Below are 18,610 nucleotides of genomic sequence, written 5' to 3'. Positions count from 1 at the left end.
ATATTAAGCTTTGACATCCATCACAGGTGCTTTTGCTTTTGCTTTACCTGTTTTTTCCAAGACAAAGTTTTTTACACGATCCATATTGGTTACCAAGACGATCATGGATGTTTCTTTGCCTACTGCTTTGATCGCTTCTAAGTCAGCTTCTGCTACAAGCGTATCAGGTGTCACTTGCTGCCCTTCTGTTACTTTCACATCAAATGGCGTACCGCCTAAGTCAACTGTGTTGATTCCCATATGAAGCAAGATTTCTAAACCATTTGGCGTTGTGATCCCAATAGCGTGTTTCGTTGGGAAGACAGAACTGACTACCCCAGTAACTGGAGAATGGATATGTCCGTTTTCTGGTTCTACAAAGTAGCCTTCACCCATCATCTTTTGTGCAAAAACTGGATCACTTGCTTTATCTAAAGAAACAACTGTTCCGTCAGCAACTGATGAGAGGATAGTCACACTTTCAGCTGAAGTTTGAGGTACTGCTTTTTCAGGCACTTCATTTACTGTGGCTGTTTCAGTCGCTAATTCTTCTTTTTCTAAACGGTCTTTAGGAATACCGAAGAAGAATGTAGCAACGAAGCCACCAGCATAAGCTGCCAATAATCCAAGGATGTAGCCTAACCATTTACCGTCAGAGATCAATGGGATCAAAGCGGCTCCTGAAGGTCCAATAGCGATAGCCCCGACATTTCCGATCATTCCGATCACTGCCCCGCCGATACCTCCACCGATACAAGCAGTAATAAATGGGCGTCCTAGAGGTAATGTTACTCCGTAAATCAATGGTTCGCCGATTCCTAGGATCCCGACTGGTAAAGCTCCTTTGATCATTTCTGTTAATTCTTTATCTTTTTTGCAGCGAATCCATAATGCCAATGCTGCACCCACTTGTCCTGCACCAGCCATCGCAAGAATTGGAAGCAATAGCGTACGACCAGTTTCATCAATCATTTGCACATGGATTGGAGTCAAAATTTGATGCAGTCCGAACATAACCATCGGCAAGAATAATGTGCCTAGAACGAAGCCGGCAAATGCTCCACCAACGCCAAGTACCCAGTTGATCCCACCGACCATGCCATCAGAAATGAAACCTGCTAAAGGCATGATGAAGAAAATTTCAATCAGACCGATGGCAATCAATGAAAGAGTTGGTGTAACGATGATATCTACCGCATCAGGTACTACTTTATGCAGTTTTTTCTCAACGATTGACAATAGCCAAACAGCGAAGATGACACCTAAGATCCCACCTTGTCCAGCTGCAAGAGCTTCACCAGTAAATAAGTTTTTCAGTGGTGCTTCCGGATTCATCCCTGTCAGCATCACAACGGCCCCGATAACTCCACCAAGAGTTGGTGTTGCACCAAAAACTTGTGCAGCATTGATACCTGTATAGATAACTAGGTAGCTAAACATCCCGTTTTTCAAGATGTTCATCACATCGATATATTGTTGCCATGTTGCTGCATCAAGTGTTCCGGCTGTGACTAAGTTTGCTAAAACTGCGGCAATCCCTGCCACGATCCCAGTACCGACAAATGCAGGAATCATTGGCACAAAGATATTAGAAATGTCTTTTAATACCGATTTGATTTTAGATGGTTTTTGTTTCGATTTTTGTGCCGCTTTCATTTCTTGTGCCCGTTCGTTTACACGGTCTTTTCCAGATGCTGATGAATTTGCTGTAGCTGCACTTACAGAAGGAAGTTTTTCTCCTAATTTCACGCCTGCCAAATCAACCATTTGCTGTGCTACTTTGTTCACTTTCCCAGGTCCGATGATGACTTGAAGCTGTTCATCTTCTACTACACCAAGCACTCCTGGAATCGCTTTTAATTCAGAGACATTTACAAGATCATCATTGATGATCTTCATACGCACACGAGTCATGCAGTGGACAATGCTTTCTACATTGCCCATGCCGCCTGCCCCTTTATAAATTTGTTTTGCCAGTTCTTCCAAAGTCAGTTCGTTTTTTGCCATGGTCTTTTCCCCCTCATAAGGTCCCTTTTACAAATCCGTTTGCTTCAGCTAATTTTGCTTGAGCTTCCTCTTTATCACTATTTGTCAAAATCATGACGATAGCCAGCTTAACATTTTGATCTGCTTCTTCAAAGTACTTTTCAGCTGTTTCGTAATCAGCTTCTGTCGCTTGCATGATGATTCGTTTTGAGCGTTCGATTAGTTTTTCATTTGTTGGTTTGACATCGACCATCAAGTTATTGAATACTTTACCTATACCAATCATACTGATAGTAGAAATCATATTCAAGATCAGTTTTTGTGCTGTTCCTGACTTCAATCGAGTAGAGCCTGTCAAAAATTCTGGACCTGCATCGACTTCGATTGGGAAATCCGCGTGTTTACTGATTTCGGCTTGTTTATTGCAAGAAATCGTTCCTGTGACAGCACCGATCGATTTTGCGTAATCTAATCCACCGATCACATATGGTGTACGACCGCTAGCTGCGATACCAATAACTATATCATTTTTTGTCAAATTCAGCTTGATTAGATCTTCTTGCCCTAGCTCATAAGAATCCTCGGCCCCTTCGACAGCTACAGTCATTGCTTCTTCTCCACCAGCAATTAGACCTATGACCATTTCCGGTTCTACACCGAATGTCGGTACGCATTCAGCAGCATCTAACACACCTAGTCTTCCACTTGTTCCGGCTCCCATATAAATCAGGCGTCCACCTTTTTTAAAGGATTCAATCGTGTTAGCAATCACTGGTTCGATACTTGTCAGTTCTTTTTCAACCGCAGCGGCCACTTTCTGATCTTCTTTGTTCATTAGTTGAACGGCTTGAGAAATACTCATCTCATCTAATCCAAAAGTTTCTTGGTTTCTGCGTTCCGTTGTTAGGTTCTCTAAATTGATTTTGCTCATTTTTATCTTCCTTCTTTTCTTATAAATTGATAGTTCATACCAGCTTTGATTTGGTTGATCAATGGTAGCTCTTCTTTGATAACTTTGGCTACTACATTCACTTTTTCATCCGCTGGCAAATCATATTTAGTTAATTGGATCTCACCCATATAGCGCAAATACTTTTCGTTATCTAAAGTAATAGACCCTTTCATACGCGTAGCTGTATTTCTTGCTGGGATAGGCGGAATCTCTCGAAAACGTGCATCTGCGCTTCGTATGACATCTCTTGCATCGTCTTGCCGATTCGTATGCTTCCCTAATATATATTCGTAAAATTCTTCATCTACAGGTTCCGTATGGAGCAAGACTGTCTGTTCTTTTTGGAAAGAAGCAAATTGCTCCTGAACGTTTTCTGACAGACCTGCATCTCCGATGTAAACAATATCCGTGTTACTTGCTAATAGATCTAGAGCGCCTGCAAGAGGATGGACCCCGCGATGTTCTTCCAAAGTCGGCAATCCTTGATATAGTGGGCCTCTCAACTCTGTATCTCCTGGTACAAAACCTTGGACAAGGAGACCTTGAATTTTGAGCCATTGATTTTTTTTCTGATACCATTCTTTGTCCAGCCCTGTTTCGGGACGTGGATAATAATTATGCCAAGCTTCAATCTGTGAGAAATCAGCTTCTGCTTCTTTCAATTCATCGATATCTTTAGGCGTGATCGTGCTAGCATTCAAACTGATTTTCAATTGATGTGACCAGTCGGCAATCTGCTGATTGGAAATATGATAATCCATTCTTAAACCTGTTACACCAATTGCTTTCAAAGGCGTGAGATCTTCTAATGAAAAACCAGCTCGTTCCAATGCCTCTCCTGAAATATCGACCATCAATTCTAGTTTATTCTTTTTCGCTTCGCTTCCTAGTTCGATCAATCGCTTTTGATATGCCGAAACATCATCTTCTGGTATATGCATGGAAGTGAAAATACCGACAAAGCCATTGGATGCCATTTGGCGGATATACTGTTTCTTCTCTTCTGACAAAGAATCGTTCATAAATATTGAAAAGCCAAACATATTATCCCTCTTTTTCTGTATCCGTCTTCATTTCTATGACTAGAGTATATATCTAAAGAAATAAAATTTCAACACTTTTATTAAAATAATTAAATTTCGTTTCTAAAGGTTGAGTTTATATTACCAAAAGAATTGTCATAACCTAAAAAAGGCACTGCTAAGCAAAAGCAGTGCCTTGAAATATTTTATTTAAATAACACAAACACATAATTACTCATAAGAAACCAATTCTGTATTATCTACCATGAATGTAAAGAACCCCTCATTAGGCATCGGATGAAAATAAGCATTGATCACTCTTATCAAGGCATTATGGCAAACTAACAGATAGACATTTTCTTCGTCTTCGATGCATTCTTTCAATAAAGGAACGATCCGTGCATACACATCTAAGACTGACTCCCCATTTGGGAATCGTACAGCGAACGCTAAACGTGCTTTTTGAAAGTTCTCATCTTTGCTTGGCAGTCCATCATAATCCCCAAAATCCATTTCTACCAATCGTTCATCAACGGTCAGCGGCAAGCTGAGACGATCAGCAACTGCTTGTGCTGTATCTCTTGCTCGTTGAAGAGGGGAATGGATGATTTTCGTGATTGGAACAGGCAAATCTACTACCTTTTCTGCTAGTTTCTGTGCCTGCATCTGTCCTTTTTCAGTCAGCGGCACATCTGCCCGTCCGCAAACTAATCCTTGTGCGTTCCAAGTTGTTTCTCCGTGTCTCGTTACATAAAGCATGTGATTCTCTCCTTCGTTGGCAAAGTTCCCCTTAACCATACCTTGTTGTTCTTGAGATTACAAGGGTTAGATTTTCTCAAGAGAAATAATCTCAGTAGATACTTTATCCAGGAAGGTTTGATCATGTTCCACTAGTAACATGGCAGGTTTCACGTTCAAGATCAGTTGTTCTAATTGTTCTTGATTGAAGACATCCAAATAATTCAATGGTTCATCCCATATATATAGTTCAGCTGGCTGTGATAAAGATTTAGCCAATTCCACTTTTTTCCGTTGGCCCATACTCATCTGCTCGATCTTGTTATGAAAAACATCTCTTTCCATCCCAAGCTTTCGGAGGTTGTTCAAAAATGCTTGGTAGTCTACTTGGTTTTTCTCTGCAAATTCCGCCAACGTTCCTCGATTGTCTTCATAATTTTGGCGTACATAACTAATGCTCAGATGTTTTGGCTGGGATTTTTCTCCTATAACCTTGCCGTTGAATGCCCCCAGAAGATAATGGATAATGGATGACTTTCCTGCACCGTTAGGTCCTGAAATCGCCACCCGCTGATGAGGCTCGATTGTAAAATGAATTGGCTCGAATAACAGATTTTCATACCCTAATTGAAGATCTTCTACGCTTAAAAGTCGCTTATGGTGAGACGCTTGGCTATTCATCGTCAAAGAATCGATATATTCGATATCTTTTAATAGTTTTTCTTTCTCGCTGATCTGGGTCTCCATCCGATTCACGATTGCTTTGGATCGTTTCATCGTCCGTGCAGCATCAGCACCCACTGCTCCTTTATTCACTCGTCTAGATTCAGTATCGATGAATCCGACTTGTTTCTTTGTTTTATCTCCTTCTCGGGAACGAGACCATTCGGCTTTTTCAGCTGCTGTTTTCTTTAGCCTACTGACTTCTTTTTTCAATTTTTCATTTTGAGCCATTTCAAATTCATCACGAAGTTTTTTCTGTTCTTCATAGATAGAGAAATTCCCTTGATAAAGTTCCAGTTGACTTTTTTCGATTGCTAAAACATGGTCCACTACTTCATCGATAAATCCCCGGTCATGGCTGACCACGATGAAGCCTTGTTTTTTCTTTTTCAAATAAGCCGCTACTTGTTTTCTACCAGAGATATCCAAATGATTCGTTGGTTCATCGATTAACGGGAAATGAGTGTCATCCACAAATAAAAGTGCCAGTAGGACTTTTGTCTTCTCTCCCCCTGATAGTGTGCTGAATTCTCTCCATAAGATTTCAGGATCTGTTTGCATCAATTGGAGCTCTCTTTCGATTTCCCATATCTCAAAATCCGTAATATCATTTAACACGTAATAGGTTAAACGTTCTTTATCTTTTGTCTGTTGCGGGAAATAGACAAATTCTTGCTGATGGATTACTTGCCCTTGATAAGGTAGTTTGTTTTGTAGAATATTCAGTAAAGTTGTCTTTCCTCGACCGTTTCGTCCGATAAGTCCTAGTTTCCATTGTGTGTCAAAATTTAGATTTGCTTGTTCAAATAATAATGTGCCTTGGCTGTCGTAGCCGAATGTCAGATTTTTTATTTCGATTTTAGACATTTTCCATCACCTCGCAAAAAAAGACCAGTCCTATTTTCAGAACTGGCTAAAGAGGATGCAAGGGTTGGGTACACACAAAAAGACCCATACATCGAAAAAACCAAGCCAATCCCGAAAATCTGCACACTGCTCCCTTGTCTCCACAAGGTACAGTCTGAATGCAGCTTTCATCAATCGACTTAATTTTTCAATGCACGGATCCCTCACTTTGTCCTATATTTGAAATTACGATAGCATAAAGAAAATGATTTTGTCAACTACTTCGGGAGGATGGTGAAAAATCTGCTAAGTGTCTGTCCTAAGATTTTTGTTTTTTCTAATGTTTGCCTGTGTTCCATTGCTTCTTCTAAACCTATTGGACCCAAATGAATACTTAAGACAATTGGGAGAAAATCAGAGAGTCCTTCTAGCTCTTGGTCTCTACTTCCGCAAATAGCGATGATTGGTTTTCGATATTTTTTTGCAAGCACTGCTACACCGTATGGAACTTTTCCGTGGATCGTTTGCTGATCGATCCGCCCTTCTCCTGTAATGATGACATCTGCTTGTTCGATCTTTTTTTCCAATCCAGTGATTTGGCTGACTAAATCGAAACCAGAAACCATCTTCGCTCCCAACAAAAAAAGGGCTCCACCAATACCGCCTGCTGCTCCACTTCCTGGAATATCATCTAAATCCACCTCCCAGAAATCTTTTATTTGCTGAGCAATCTTTCCTGCTTGTTTATCTAAGAAAGCTAGCGTCGTATCTATTCCTCCTTTTTGTCTTCCAAATTGCCAAGCAGCTCCTTGTTGACCTGTATATGGATTGGTAACATCTGCAGCGATAATCAATTTTACTTTAGAAACAAGAACGTTTCTTCGATCAAAATGAAGTTTTTTAGTAGATAATAAAGGATTTCCTTCTGTGTACCCTTCTAAAGAAGCACCCAAGGATTGGAGTAATCCTAGACCACCATCGCTACACCCGCTTCCTCCTAAAGTGACAATAATTTGTTCTACTTCTTGAAGCAGTGCATCTTTGATAAGTTCTCCTAAGGCATAACTGGAAGCAAGTCGGATAGTTTGATCCGTTGGTTTATCAAGTAGATCTAACCCCAATGCTTGTGCAGATTCGATGACTGCGGTATTTTTTCCTTGCCAAGTTGTCAATAAATAGCTGATTTTTCGCTGACGGAATAAGAGATCCATCCCATCAATGGTACGCCATGTTCCCCCGAGCGCGTAATAGATTGCTTCTGCAGTATTTTCTCCGCCATCTGCAATCGGCACATTGATTTTTCTTCCTTTACGATCTTCCCAGCCATTTAGAACTGCCTGATTTAGTTCAAATGAAGAAGCACTTCCTTTAAATGAATCAATTGCCGCCAAAATATCCATCTGTATCCCTCACTTTCTTCTTAAGTAAGACACTTTTTTTCATTTTTTTCAAACAAAACAATGCTATTTTCTTCCATCTTTCTATATACTAAAAGGGAACTCATTGAATAAAGGAGAGAAAAAACATGAAAATCGCAATAGCTGGGGCCGGAGCAATGGGCAGCCGAATCGGATTGATGCTACATCAAAGCGGAAATGAGGTCCTCTTGATCGATCGTTGGCCTGCTCACATTGAAGCCATTCGTACAAATGGGTTGATTGCTGACTTTAACGGTAAAGAAGTGGTCGCAAAACTGCCAATCTATTCACCAGAAGAAATCATCGAAAGCAACGAACACGTGGACTTGATCGTAGCATTAACAAAAGCGAATCAATTAGATGATATGTTTCGTTCGATCCAATCCATTATTACTGACAATACTTATGTTTTGTGTTTACTAAATGGATTAGGTCATGAAGATGTACTGGAAAAATATGTGCCAAAGAAAAATATCTTATTTGGGATCACGATGTGGACAGCTGGTCTGGCTGGTCCCGGAAAAGTCACATTGTTAGGTGATGGAGAAATCGAACTAGAGAACTTGGAACCAGAAGGCGAAGCATTTACAAAAGAAGTTGTAGAAGTCTTTCAAGAAGCAAAATTAAATCCGATCTATAGCCATAATGTTCGTTATTCCATTTGGCGAAAAGCTTGTGTAAATGGAACATTGAATGGTTTATGCACGATTTTGGATTGTAATATTGCTGAACTAGGCGCGCAAAAAGCGGCAGAGAGCATGGTTCGAACAATCGTATCTGAATTTGCTTCTATCGCAGCAAAAGAAGGAATCATACTAGATCAAGAAGAAGTGTACCAACATATTGCTTCTACTTATGATCCTGACAACATCGGGTTGCATTACCCATCTATGTACCAAGACCTGATCAAAAACCATCGTTTGACTGAAATCGACTACATCGATGGTGCCGTTTGGCGAAAAGGACAAAAATATGATATTGCTACACCATATTGTGCCTTTTTGACCCAATTAGTCCATGCAAAAGAAGGAATCCTTGGCGCAGAATAAAAGGCTCTCTGATGAGAATCAGCTGAATCAGCAGCTGGTTCTCTTTTTTTAAGCCCAATGAAAGATCAAAAAGAAAACACAACTCTCATGATGCCATAAGAATTGTGCTTGTTTGTTTCGGTACATAATATCTTCAAAATGTAGGTTTTTTATTTATTTTCAACAGAGGAGAGGTCATATTCGTATTGCTCATAAATAGTGGAATCGTTAGTGATAAATCGTTTTGCCCAATTTTCTGCATCATAAAATTCCAATAGCTCTGATGGGATTGGCTTAAAAGGTGTATGCAGAAATTCCGGTAATTCATCTAAATCACGTTCTCGAAGCAAAAAAATATTTTCAGGACGATAAAAATGATAATGAGCAATCGCTTGATTATCCGTTACTAGTTTCTTTTGAAAATACATAGATTCAAATGTCCGCAAAGTCACTCCTTGCTGACCCTCCCGCAACAGTTCCAGAATCCCGCGCGATTCCCCTGTTTTTTTCAGGTACTCTTCATAAGTAAGATATCCAGGTTGTTCATTCCCTCGATGTGGAAGAATGAAATAGTTGGTCGTAACATCTCTTTTTATAAATTCCTGCTTATAGCTTTCTGCTCGTTCTTTTCTCCCATTATTCGTTGCACCAAAAAATAGATCCGTCTTTGGTTCGCTAGAAGAAAAATCCATATGTTTCGAATAAAATGAACTATTATGTTTCAGCCCAAGTTCTTTTGCTTCCAAAAAATCAAAATGATAAATCTCATCGATTGCCGGTTCATCTTGTGCCTGCTTCAGCATCGCCTCGTGTTCTGCTTTGAAGTGATTCCAAAAAAATAACACAATTTTTGCATTGGTAAATGGGCGCACGCGTCGAGCCATCTCCATATCAAATCCATAATCTAAAAAAACGATCAGCTGATAATTTGCCAACTGTTGTCTAGCTGATTTAATGAATTCCGACTGTAGTAAATCTTTTCCGGACCAAACATCTAAAGAGCGGATGGAAGGCAAAAAATAAAGTGATTTATTTTTTGCAACTAGCAGTACGTCATTTTTGTTCATCTTTTCCGCCTCACTTTCTCTGTCACTTTTTCCTATGATAGCCTGTTTAAATAGTAAAAAGCCAGTAAAACGCTTCCTATATTTGTATGAAAATTTAACATTTGTATGAAAATATGATGAAATAAATCATTCTTCTATTAAAATTCGCCTAAAAGTTTTCTGAATAGTTGTAATTGTCTGAAAATTTGTTATCATTAGTCATTGTTAAATATTGCTATTTATTCTTAATATAAATTTTGATTGTGAATTTAAAAGAAAGAGGTCATTTATGGAAGATAAAAAATTGAAAAAACAACTTAGCTCCAGACATATCACCATGTTAGCTTTAGGTGGAGCAATCGGTGCAGGTCTATTTAAAGGAAGTGGCGAAGCGATTGGAATCGCCGGCCCTTCTGTATTGATTGCTTTTTTGATTGGTGGACTGATTTTATATATCGTGATGAAAGGTCTGGGAAAAATCGTTTTAAGCGGTGGCGACACGCATCACGGATTATCCGGTTTGATACGCCCTTATCTAGGTGCTCATTCTGCTGATTTTACTGATTGGGTCTACTGGTCTATGTGGATTATCAATATCATCGCTGAAGCTGTTGCAGCTGCTTCCTTTTTGCAGTTGTGGTTCCCGCACATTCCAGCCTGGGTATTTGTTTTTATGTTGGCTGTTTTGACTACGATCATCAATCTTTATTCGGTACGGTTATTCGCAGAAACAGAATATTGGCTGGCTTTTGCTAAAATCAGTGTCATTATCTTACTGATCATTTTTGCTACTTATCTTGTCGGTCAGCAAATGTTGGGCACAGGCGTTTTCCCTACCCTTCAGCAATTGACTGACCATGGTGGGTTTACTCCTCATGGTATGAAGGGAATCATCAGTTCTTTGCTTGTAGTTATCTATTCTTACGGCGGTTCTGAACTGATTGCTATCACGGTAAGCGAAGCAGATGATCCTAAACGTGCGATTCCTAAAGCCATCAAAGGTGTCATGGGAAGAATCATTTCCTTTTACATCATTCCTTTGTTTTTGCTTTTGATTCTTTTTCCTTGGAATACTTTAGCAGGTACGAATGTCAGTCCTTTTGTGATGGTATTTGAAAAAATGAATATCCCATTTGCAGCGGATATCGTCAATTTTGTTATTGTCCTTGCTTTGTTCTCATCTATCAATTCGGGTGTGTATGCATCTTCAAGAATTTTGTTCTTCCGTTTGAAGGATCGAAAAGGTTCCTCTAGAAAACTAGCTGTTTTAAACAAGCATCAAGTACCGCAACGTGCTGTTTTATTTTGTACCAGTGTTCTTTATCTTGGTGTAGCTCTTTCTTATTTTGTCGGTGACAAATTATTTGGCTATCTGGCAGGTTCCCTTTCGTATACAGTATTATTGATCTGGATCATTATCAGTGCGGCATCCTTTGTACTGGCACTAAGGAAAGGAACGTTATGGGACAAAGGAATCAGCTTTTTTGCATTAGCTGTCTTAGGGTTGATTTTCCTCGGTATCCTATTCACGAACTCCATTGGGGTAACTGTATTGACCGGTTTGCTTTACCTGTTCATTTATTTCAGTTATCAAAAAAAGAATGATGCGTTCGTCTTGACGAATGAATGAAACCAATAGAGAATTTTATTCTATTTATATTGAATAGCTAGAGCTATTGAAAAAAGGAGCTGCGACAAAAATTGTTGCAGTTCCTTTTTCCGAATAAACAGTCTCACGACCTCTTGGTAAACGGTGTTCAAAAACCCTCTGTGCAAAATAATTGATTGTTCTCCATGCTCATGACATGATAGAAGAAAGGAATGAAAAAAAGGAGTTTGTTTTAAATGAAAAAGTATTGGAAGTTTTTGTTGATGATCGGTGTTTCAACGGTAGTTATGTTTGGTATGATGTACTTGAATGTCTATGCGCTCGATCATATCTTCTTCAGTCGTACACGAGTATTCATGGCGTTGATGATGGGTGCAGTCATGGCAGTCATCATGCTGTTGTTCATGTGGAAAATGTATGAAAACAAAAAGATAAATGTTATGATCTTAGCCGCTAGTCTTCTTGTTTTTGCCGGTTCCTTGTTTATGGTACGAAGCCAAACTACTGTCAACGACACAGCTTGGATGAAGGCCATGATTCCTCATCATTCTATCGCTATCCTGACAAGTAAACGAGCTGATTTAAAAGATCCTGAAGTAAAAAAATTAGCGGAAGAAATCATTCAGGCACAAGAAGAAGAGATCGACAAAATGAAAAAAATGATCAAAGAAATGGAATGACCATTATCCGTCCAAATAAAAAAAGAGGATGTTCCAGAAGTGATCAGCTTCAAGAAATAAGAAGAAGCTACTTCTGGAACACCGTGAATAAGGGGTTGTGAAAAAGCTGCCCTGCATCAAGTAATAAGAACAGCCAAACAAAAATAGCTTCTCCTATTTTTCGTTTGGTTAGGCTTATTACCGCAGATGCAAGCTTTTGAACACCGTTTTATTAAGAGGTTGTAAAATCAGCGTTCTGACCTGAGTATTAGAGAAACAAATGGCAAAATAGTTCCTCATATTTTGCCATTTTTTGAGCTAATACCGAGGGTCAGCTGATTGAACACCGTTTAGTGGAGAGGTTGTGAAAAAGTCGCTTAGTTTCGCGTATTAAGAAAAATTTTGTGAAAATGGCTTTCCACATTTTTGTATAAATTTGGCTTAATACCGAGAAACTGGCTTTTGAATACCGTTTATTCGTAAAAAGGGATTGTGACAAAAGTCTTGTCACAATCCCTTTTTATGTTTTTATTGTTCTAATTGCGCTGTCTTGCTTACTGCTTCTTGCGGTTTCACAAATTTTTTTGAGATTCCCCAACCTGTGAAGGCACTGACCATCGAAAACACAGGAGAAAGCAAACTGAAAAATACGAATGGCAAGTAAGTGAGTGTAGGAATACCAAATGTACTTGCTACGAAACTTCCGGCAATTCCCCAAGGCACTAAGTAGTTGATTACTGTTCCACCATCTTCTAGCGTTCTACCTAATACAGTTGGATCAAATCCTGCTTTTTCATAAGTTTCTTTAAATGCATTACCAGGCAGAATAACAGATAGGAATTGTTCACCAATAAAAATATTTACTCCGATACTTGTCATCAATGTTGTAAAAATCAATTTTGGTGTGTTCGTCATCTTTCTTGATACTCGTTCCATCACGGTTGAGATCAAGCCAAATTCGATCAACAATCCACCTAATGACAAAGTTAGAATAATCAATGACACAGTAGGCATCATACTTTCGATTCCTCCGCGGCTAAGCAGTGAATCGATTTGTTGGTTTCCAGTATTTGAAACAAACCCTGATTCGATGACCCCAGCCAACTTCGTTAAGGAAGTTTGTGGGTTTTGAATAAAAATCATTCCTACTGCTACAGCGATATTCAACAAAATCGTCAAAATTGCCGGCACCTTTTTCCATGCACACAGTAACATTAAAAATAAAGGAATCAGTGACCAGATTGAAATAGTAAAGTTTGCTTCTAGAACATCAGTCACTTCACGAATAGATGAAAGACTTGCGGCTTTACTTGTGTGTCCTAAAATCATGAATAAAAAGAAAGAAACAACAAATGCCGGAACAGTTGACCACATCATATGCTTGATGTGTTTGAACAAATCGGCATCAACAATAGCTGCTGCTAGATTTGTTGATTCGGATAATGGAGACATCTTATCTCCAAAAACGGCACCTGAAACAATAGCTCCAACAACCAGCGCTGGATTTAGGCCTAGTGTTGTCCCAATACCGAAAAATGCAATCCCAATCGTTGACATAACAGTAAAGGCACTCCCTACAGCGCTACCTACGATTGCACACACAACAAATACAGAAGGGACAAACCACTGGACACTGATCAATTTGAACCCAATGACCATTAGAGTTGGAATGATCCCTGCTTGTATCCATACAGCAATCAATGAACCGACTAAAATAAAAATAAAGATTGGGATGATTCCTGGTTTGATGCCATTGATGATTCCTTCGTGCAGCCAATCTGTCGGATATCTTTTTATCACTGCATACAACATGACCATTCCGATCGCTGCTAAGATCGTGATATTAGGTGAGACCTTTAATCCGACAACGCCAATCGCAATGCCTAAAACAATAACCATTAATACAAGTGTTGCTTCTAAAAAACTTGGTGTTCCTTTTTTTCCCATGATAATCTCTCCTTTTTTAGTTGTTCTTATGTTCTAAAAAAGTTAAGATATCGGATTACTCCGCCGCAATTCATCCGCGATTCCTCCTTTATAAAAATAAAAAGACCTGTTTTAAACTAAGGACGAATGACTCCGCGGTACCACCTTAATTAAAAACAGATCTGTTTTTCACTTTCAAACTTTTATTCAAATGTATGGACTTTCCATGTAATTCGTCAATTAGGCTTGATCGGTTCACAGCGACCACCGACTTTCTGAACAAAACACCTAACCGCTACTGCGTGAAAAGTTGACTTGTATGAAGTTTACCTTCCATAAGATCATTTGTCAATGAAAAAGAAAATATTTTTTCATTTTTCTGAAAATTATTTTTATAACTTTCACACACAAGTTTATTTTTTACTAGAAAGTAGCACCCTCTTGTTTTTTTCTTGCTACTATTTCTTGATGTTCTTGCTTGATTCTTTCTAATAGCTTTGGCTCTTTCAACAGATCAAGAGCTGTATTGGCGAGTAGTTCTGCTGCAATCGCAATAGAAGCAAGGCCTTTGTCACTTTTAGCAGCAGCTTTGAATTCTTCTGTGTGTCCGGCAATATATGTCTCAGAGATTGCTACCGTAGGCTGGATTGTTGGTATGACTTGGCTGACATTTCCTACATCAGAAGAACCGAGACTTGTTCTTTGTTCCGTTTCTATTTCTTCATCTGGAACACCTGCTTCTTTTGCATGCTGGAAGAATAAGTCATCAAAAGAAGGAGTAACGATGACATCATCAACTGCATTTTGGAACAATCCAAACTCAAAAGTCGTGCCCGTACTTATCGCAGCACCTCGTACGATATTTTCCACTTTTTCATATACCTTATCTAATGTTTGCCGATTTCCTGCACGTAAATAGAAACGTCCAGCAGCGTAATCTGGAATGACGTTGGCAGCTACTCCTCCGTCTGTAATGATCCCATGGATATTGACATCTTTTGGCAATTGCAAGCGTAGAGCGTTGATTCCATTAAACACTTGGATCAATGCTTCCAAAGCATTTACTCCTTTTTCAGGTGCTGCTGCTGCATGGGAAGCGACACCGTAAAATTTGATGTCGACTGGATCATTCGCTAAAGATTCTGTCGTTTTCCCATAACGAAAAGCTGGATGGACGCATAACGCTACATCGACATCCTCAAAAAAACCTTCTCGAACAAAGCTGCCTTTAGCTGATCCGTTCTCGCCCCCTTCTTCCCCTGGGGTGCCATATACACGGATTTCTCCACCAGTTTCATCAATAAATTGCTTCACTATGCTGGCGGCTAATACGGAGTAAGTACCAAACAAATTATGCCCGCATGCATGACCAATACCTGGTAAAGCATCGAATTCTGCCAAAAAGGCAATTGTGGGACCGGGTTTATTGGAAATATAACGTGCATCAAAGGCTGTTCGGTGTCCAGCTATTTCTTTTTCTACCCAAAACCCTTCTTTTTCTAATTGTTTAATCAACGCTGCTGAGGAATAAAACTCATAGTTACTTACTTCAGGATGTTCGTGGATATCTAGAGCAAGTGCTTGATATTCTGGTAAACGATATTGGATTAGATCCTTCAATTGGTTTGTTGAGATTGTTGTTGTCATAAAAAATTCCTCCTATGCTAGTCATTTTTCTTATTTTCTCCCGAATGTTTCCCATGCAGGCACGCTTGATCCTTTTGATGTTTTCTCGATTACTTTGACTGTGTCTTCTGTTTGATAAGCGTCTACTATTTTTTGATACGTTTTATTTTTTTCATCTTCTTTTCTTGCAACGATGATATTCACATAAGGACGTGCATGGTCATCCACTGGTTCTAAGAAGATGGCATCAGAAGCAGGATTAAATCCAGCATCTACAGCTACACCGCTATTGATCACTGAAATGTCTACATCCGACAAAGCACGTGCTGTTTGTGAAGCATCTAATTCAGAAATGTCTAGATTTTTTTTATTCTCGGTAATATCAGAAACAGTGGGCGCTTGTCCTTTTGCCTTATCCACTTTGATCAATCCAGCAGTTTGCAATAACAGAAGAGCTCTGCCGCCATTTGTGACATCATTAGGAATTGCTACTTTTGCTCCGTCTTTGATATCAGCTACATCCTTCAAAGTGTTAGAATAAATTCCCAGCGGTGCATTGACAGTATTTCCGATCGATACTAAATCAGTTCCGTGTTCTTTATTGTAATTGTCTAAAAAGAATTGATGTTGGAAAGAATTCAAATCAATCGATCCATCTGCTAAAGCCGCATTTGGTTGATTGTAATCTGTAAATTTCACGTATTCCAAATTAATGTTCTCCTTTTTCAAACGGTCTTTCACGTTGTCCCATACATCTGTATCTTCTCCAATAATCCCTAGTTTTACGGTAGTTTCTTTTTTGTCAGTTGTATCTGCTTTTCCTTGGCTACACCCTGCCAACCAAATAATTGCTACAAATGTAATGACTACAAAACGAATAATTTTTTTCATTTTTTCTCCTCCACTTTCAATGTGTAATTTTTTTAATCAGTTGATTACTGATAAATTGACTTAAAAAAACTAAGATTAGAATCAATAATGTAGCCACAATCGTTACATCTGTTTGGAATCGATTATACCCTCTCGATATAGCAAGATTCCCTAATCCGCCTGCACCTACTGCTCCAGCCATGGTAGTCAGTCCGATCACGTTGATGATAGTCAACGCCGAGACCCGAATGATACCAGGCAAACCTTCTAACAAATACACACGTAAAATAATACCGATTGGACTGGTTCCCATCGCTTCTGCCGCTTCGATCACCCCAGGATCAACTTCTAGCAGTGCGTTCTCGATTTGACGAGCAAAAAACGGAACAACTCCAAAAATCAATGGCACTAAAGCTGCTTTCGCACCAATCGTCGTTCCAACTAAGAAACGAGTAGTCAATGCTAAAAGAGAAAGCAAGATAATGAAAGGGATGGAACGAATGATATTGATCAGCTTATCAAGTATTTCAAATAGCAGACGGTTAGCTAGTAATCCATTAGGGCGTGTCACTACTAACGTCACACCTAAGATGATTCCGATCATCCCGCCAATGAATGCTGTCCAAAAAGACATATATAGTGTTTGCTTCGTCGCTTCGACAAATTCATCCGGAATCAAATAAACATTGGGCAAATATGTTTTAAAGAAATCAGTCATTTTATCTTCCTCCTTCGATCACTTTGATACGACTATCTAATTCGTTTTTTTGTAAAATATTTATTTTTACACCAGATTTGATCAAATAATCCAATGCTTTTTGCCGCTGTTTGGTTTCTCCAGCTAAAGTAACGATCAAACTCCCTAACGGCGTTTCTTGTAATAACTCTACATTGCCATATAAAATATTCGCTGTTACTTGATATTTGCTGTACAGATGAGCGATTAGAGGTTCGTTCGTCTGATTTCCAATATAACTTAATTCCAACAGCCATTTATTGGCGATCTGATCGGCAAAAGCAGAATGGGCAATGATCGTTTCTAATGCTTGGTCAAGATGAGTAGCTGTTCGAATAAAATCTTTGGTCAATTCTTCTTCAGGATTGCTGAAGATCTGGATGCTGCTACCTTTTTCAATGATTCTTCCATCTTCCATAACCGCTACCTTGTTGCAGATTTCTTTGACAACTTGCATCTCATGAGTGATCAGGACGATTGTTAAACCTAACTGGCGATTCAATTTTTTTAACAATGCAAGGATCTGAAGGGTCGTTTTCGGATCAAGTGCACTGGTTGCTTCATCACATAATAATACCTTAGGTTCATTCGCCAAAGCTCGTGCGATTGCTACTCGTTGTTTTTGTCCCCCCGACAGTTGTTTAGGATAAGCAGATGCTTTTTCTTCCAAACCGACAAGTTCCAGTAGTTCATTCACTTTTTGACGACGTTCCTGTTTCGATTTTCCAGAATACTTTAAAGAAAAATCAACGTTGTCAAAAATAGTTCGGCTTTCCATTAGATTGAAATGCTGAAAGATCATACCGATGGCCTTTCTTTCTTTTCGCAATTCTTTGGGAGAGAGCTGACTCAAATTCGTCTGATTGACAATGACTTCTCCTGCTGTTGGTTTCTGCAGCAAATTCATCACACGAACTAACGTACTTTTCCCTGCACCTGAGTAACCGACGATTCCATAAACATCGCCTTTTTCAATCGTTAAATCTACAGAATCTACTGCCTGTATCTCTTTTTCTTTTTGTTTGAAACATACAGAAACATCTCGCAATTCAATCATTAAAATTCCTCCTTATCTAAAAAAAGCGTCCTCAAGAAAATGAAAATGTCATTTTCTTGAGGACGCTTTTTTGCGTGTTACCACCTCATGTTCAAGCTGTGTTCACACACAACTCCTCTTCAAGTACGATCATACTCTAGCAAGATATCGGTCGCAGCCGTCATCGCCTTACATCTATGCTCGGGATGAATTGCTCGATGGCCATTTTCCAATAGTCGTTCCTTGCTTCTTCTCAGCTACCGAAGCTCTCTGTCAAAGGTTCTTCTATCGTACTTACCATTTCAATGCAAATAATATTCAAAAAAAAAAATCCTTTTACTAACATAAACTATGTCAGTAAAAGGACGACGTATCGCGGTACCACCTTTTTTCGGAAGTTTCCTTCCCTC

At 39.2% G+C, this 18,610-nt stretch carries 15 protein-coding genes and 2 other annotated features (1 of these 17 only partly in view); of the genes, 3 read left to right on the top strand and 12 right to left on the bottom strand.

Translation table 11 applies throughout. From position 1 onward, the window contains the following. Positions 1–3: 3 nt before the first annotated feature. The 6 genes from IGJ87_RS02860 to IGJ87_RS02835 form a co-directional block, all read right to left on the bottom strand. Positions 4–1,986 carry a glucose PTS transporter subunit IIA gene (locus tag IGJ87_RS02860; RefSeq protein WP_221685656.1) on the bottom strand — a complete coding sequence of 661 codons (1,983 nt, stop codon included), beginning with the start codon at positions 1,984–1,986 and terminating at the stop codon, positions 4–6. Between the two features lie 13 nt (positions 1,987–1,999). Then, complete coding sequence (gene murQ, locus IGJ87_RS02855; RefSeq protein WP_002287094.1) at positions 2,000–2,896, bottom strand: N-acetylmuramic acid 6-phosphate etherase; 897 nt, start codon at positions 2,894–2,896, stop codon at positions 2,000–2,002. Positions 2,897–2,898: 2 nt separating this feature from the next. Next, a complete protein-coding gene (locus tag IGJ87_RS02850) occupies positions 2,899–3,960 on the bottom strand; it encodes a DUF871 domain-containing protein (protein ID WP_002291589.1) in 1,062 nt (353 codons plus the stop codon). 210 nt (positions 3,961–4,170) lie between these two features. After that, entirely contained in the window at positions 4,171–4,698 is a 528-nt protein-coding gene (locus tag IGJ87_RS02845) for a histidine phosphatase family protein (RefSeq protein ID WP_002296174.1), read from the bottom strand. A 66-nt stretch (positions 4,699–4,764) separates the two neighbouring features. Further along, the gene (eat(A), locus tag IGJ87_RS02840; RefSeq protein WP_002291593.1) at positions 4,765–6,267 is read right to left on the bottom strand and encodes an ABC-F type ribosomal protection-like protein Eat(A); all 1,503 of its coding nucleotides are present in this window, start codon (positions 6,265–6,267) and stop codon (positions 4,765–4,767) included. A 257-nt stretch (positions 6,268–6,524) separates the two neighbouring features. Beyond that, the gene (locus IGJ87_RS02835; protein WP_002291594.1) at positions 6,525–7,646 is read right to left on the bottom strand and encodes a glycerate kinase family protein; all 1,122 of its coding nucleotides are present in this window, start codon (positions 7,644–7,646) and stop codon (positions 6,525–6,527) included. A gap of 125 nt (positions 7,647–7,771) precedes the next feature. Here IGJ87_RS02835 and IGJ87_RS02830 point away from each other — a divergent pair, with 125 nt between their 5' ends. Beyond that, a complete protein-coding gene (locus IGJ87_RS02830; RefSeq protein ID WP_002323721.1) occupies positions 7,772–8,713 on the top strand; it encodes a 2-dehydropantoate 2-reductase in 942 nt (313 codons plus the stop codon). Positions 8,714–8,862: 149 nt separating this feature from the next. On the opposite strand, the gene IGJ87_RS02825 is transcribed toward IGJ87_RS02830, so the two are convergent. Continuing rightward, positions 8,863–9,759 carry a hypothetical protein gene (locus IGJ87_RS02825; RefSeq protein WP_002323722.1) on the bottom strand — a complete coding sequence of 299 codons (897 nt, stop codon included), beginning with the start codon at positions 9,757–9,759 and terminating at the stop codon, positions 8,863–8,865. Between the two features lie 268 nt (positions 9,760–10,027). On the opposite strand from IGJ87_RS02825, the gene IGJ87_RS02820 reads away from it, so the two are divergent. Together IGJ87_RS02820 and IGJ87_RS02815 are read left to right on the top strand one after the other, a co-directional pair. Then, positions 10,028–11,368 (top strand): amino acid permease, encoded by a 1,341-nt coding sequence (locus IGJ87_RS02820; RefSeq protein WP_002296179.1) that lies wholly within the window; start codon positions 10,028–10,030, stop codon positions 11,366–11,368. Positions 11,369–11,583: 215 nt separating this feature from the next. Then, positions 11,584–12,027 carry a DUF305 domain-containing protein gene (locus IGJ87_RS02815; RefSeq protein WP_002299975.1) on the top strand — a complete coding sequence of 148 codons (444 nt, stop codon included), beginning with the start codon at positions 11,584–11,586 and terminating at the stop codon, positions 12,025–12,027. Positions 12,028–12,534: 507 nt separating this feature from the next. Here IGJ87_RS02815 and nhaC read toward each other — a convergent pair. The 5 genes from nhaC to IGJ87_RS02790 all read right to left on the bottom strand — a co-directional run bounded on the left by nhaC (position 12,535) and on the right by IGJ87_RS02790 (position 18,221). Continuing rightward, entirely contained in the window at positions 12,535–13,953 is a 1,419-nt protein-coding gene (nhaC, locus tag IGJ87_RS02810; protein ID WP_002293307.1) for a Na+/H+ antiporter NhaC, read from the bottom strand. Between the two features lie 402 nt (positions 13,954–14,355). Beyond that, the gene (locus tag IGJ87_RS02805; protein ID WP_002323356.1) at positions 14,356–15,579 is read right to left on the bottom strand and encodes a M20 family metallopeptidase; all 1,224 of its coding nucleotides are present in this window, start codon (positions 15,577–15,579) and stop codon (positions 14,356–14,358) included. A gap of 30 nt (positions 15,580–15,609) precedes the next feature. Further along, on the bottom strand, positions 15,610–16,449 hold the full coding sequence (locus tag IGJ87_RS02800) for a MetQ/NlpA family ABC transporter substrate-binding protein (RefSeq protein ID WP_002306089.1): 840 nt from the start codon (positions 16,447–16,449) through the stop codon (positions 15,610–15,612). Positions 16,450–16,465: 16 nt separating this feature from the next. Further along, the gene (locus IGJ87_RS02795) at positions 16,466–17,146 is read right to left on the bottom strand and encodes a methionine ABC transporter permease (RefSeq protein WP_002293786.1); all 681 of its coding nucleotides are present in this window, start codon (positions 17,144–17,146) and stop codon (positions 16,466–16,468) included. Position 17,147: 1 nt separating this feature from the next. Then, positions 17,148–18,221: a methionine ABC transporter ATP-binding protein gene (locus IGJ87_RS02790; protein ID WP_002323358.1), complete on the bottom strand. Its 1,074-nt coding sequence runs from the start codon at positions 18,219–18,221 to the stop codon at positions 17,148–17,150. 55 nt (positions 18,222–18,276) lie between these two features. After that, positions 18,277–18,515: a binding site (T-box leader), on the bottom strand. A 43-nt stretch (positions 18,516–18,558) separates the two neighbouring features. Further along, positions 18,559–18,610, bottom strand: a binding site (T-box leader) (it continues 182 nt past the right edge of the window).

Origin of the sequence: Enterococcus sp. DIV1411a (assembly GCF_050531945.1) — a bacterium.
Classification (GTDB): Bacteria; Bacillota; Bacilli; order Lactobacillales; family Enterococcaceae; genus Enterococcus_B; species Enterococcus_B faecium.
The sequence above is the reverse complement of the archived record's forward strand: the minus strand, read 5'-3'. Positions and strand labels throughout refer to the sequence as shown.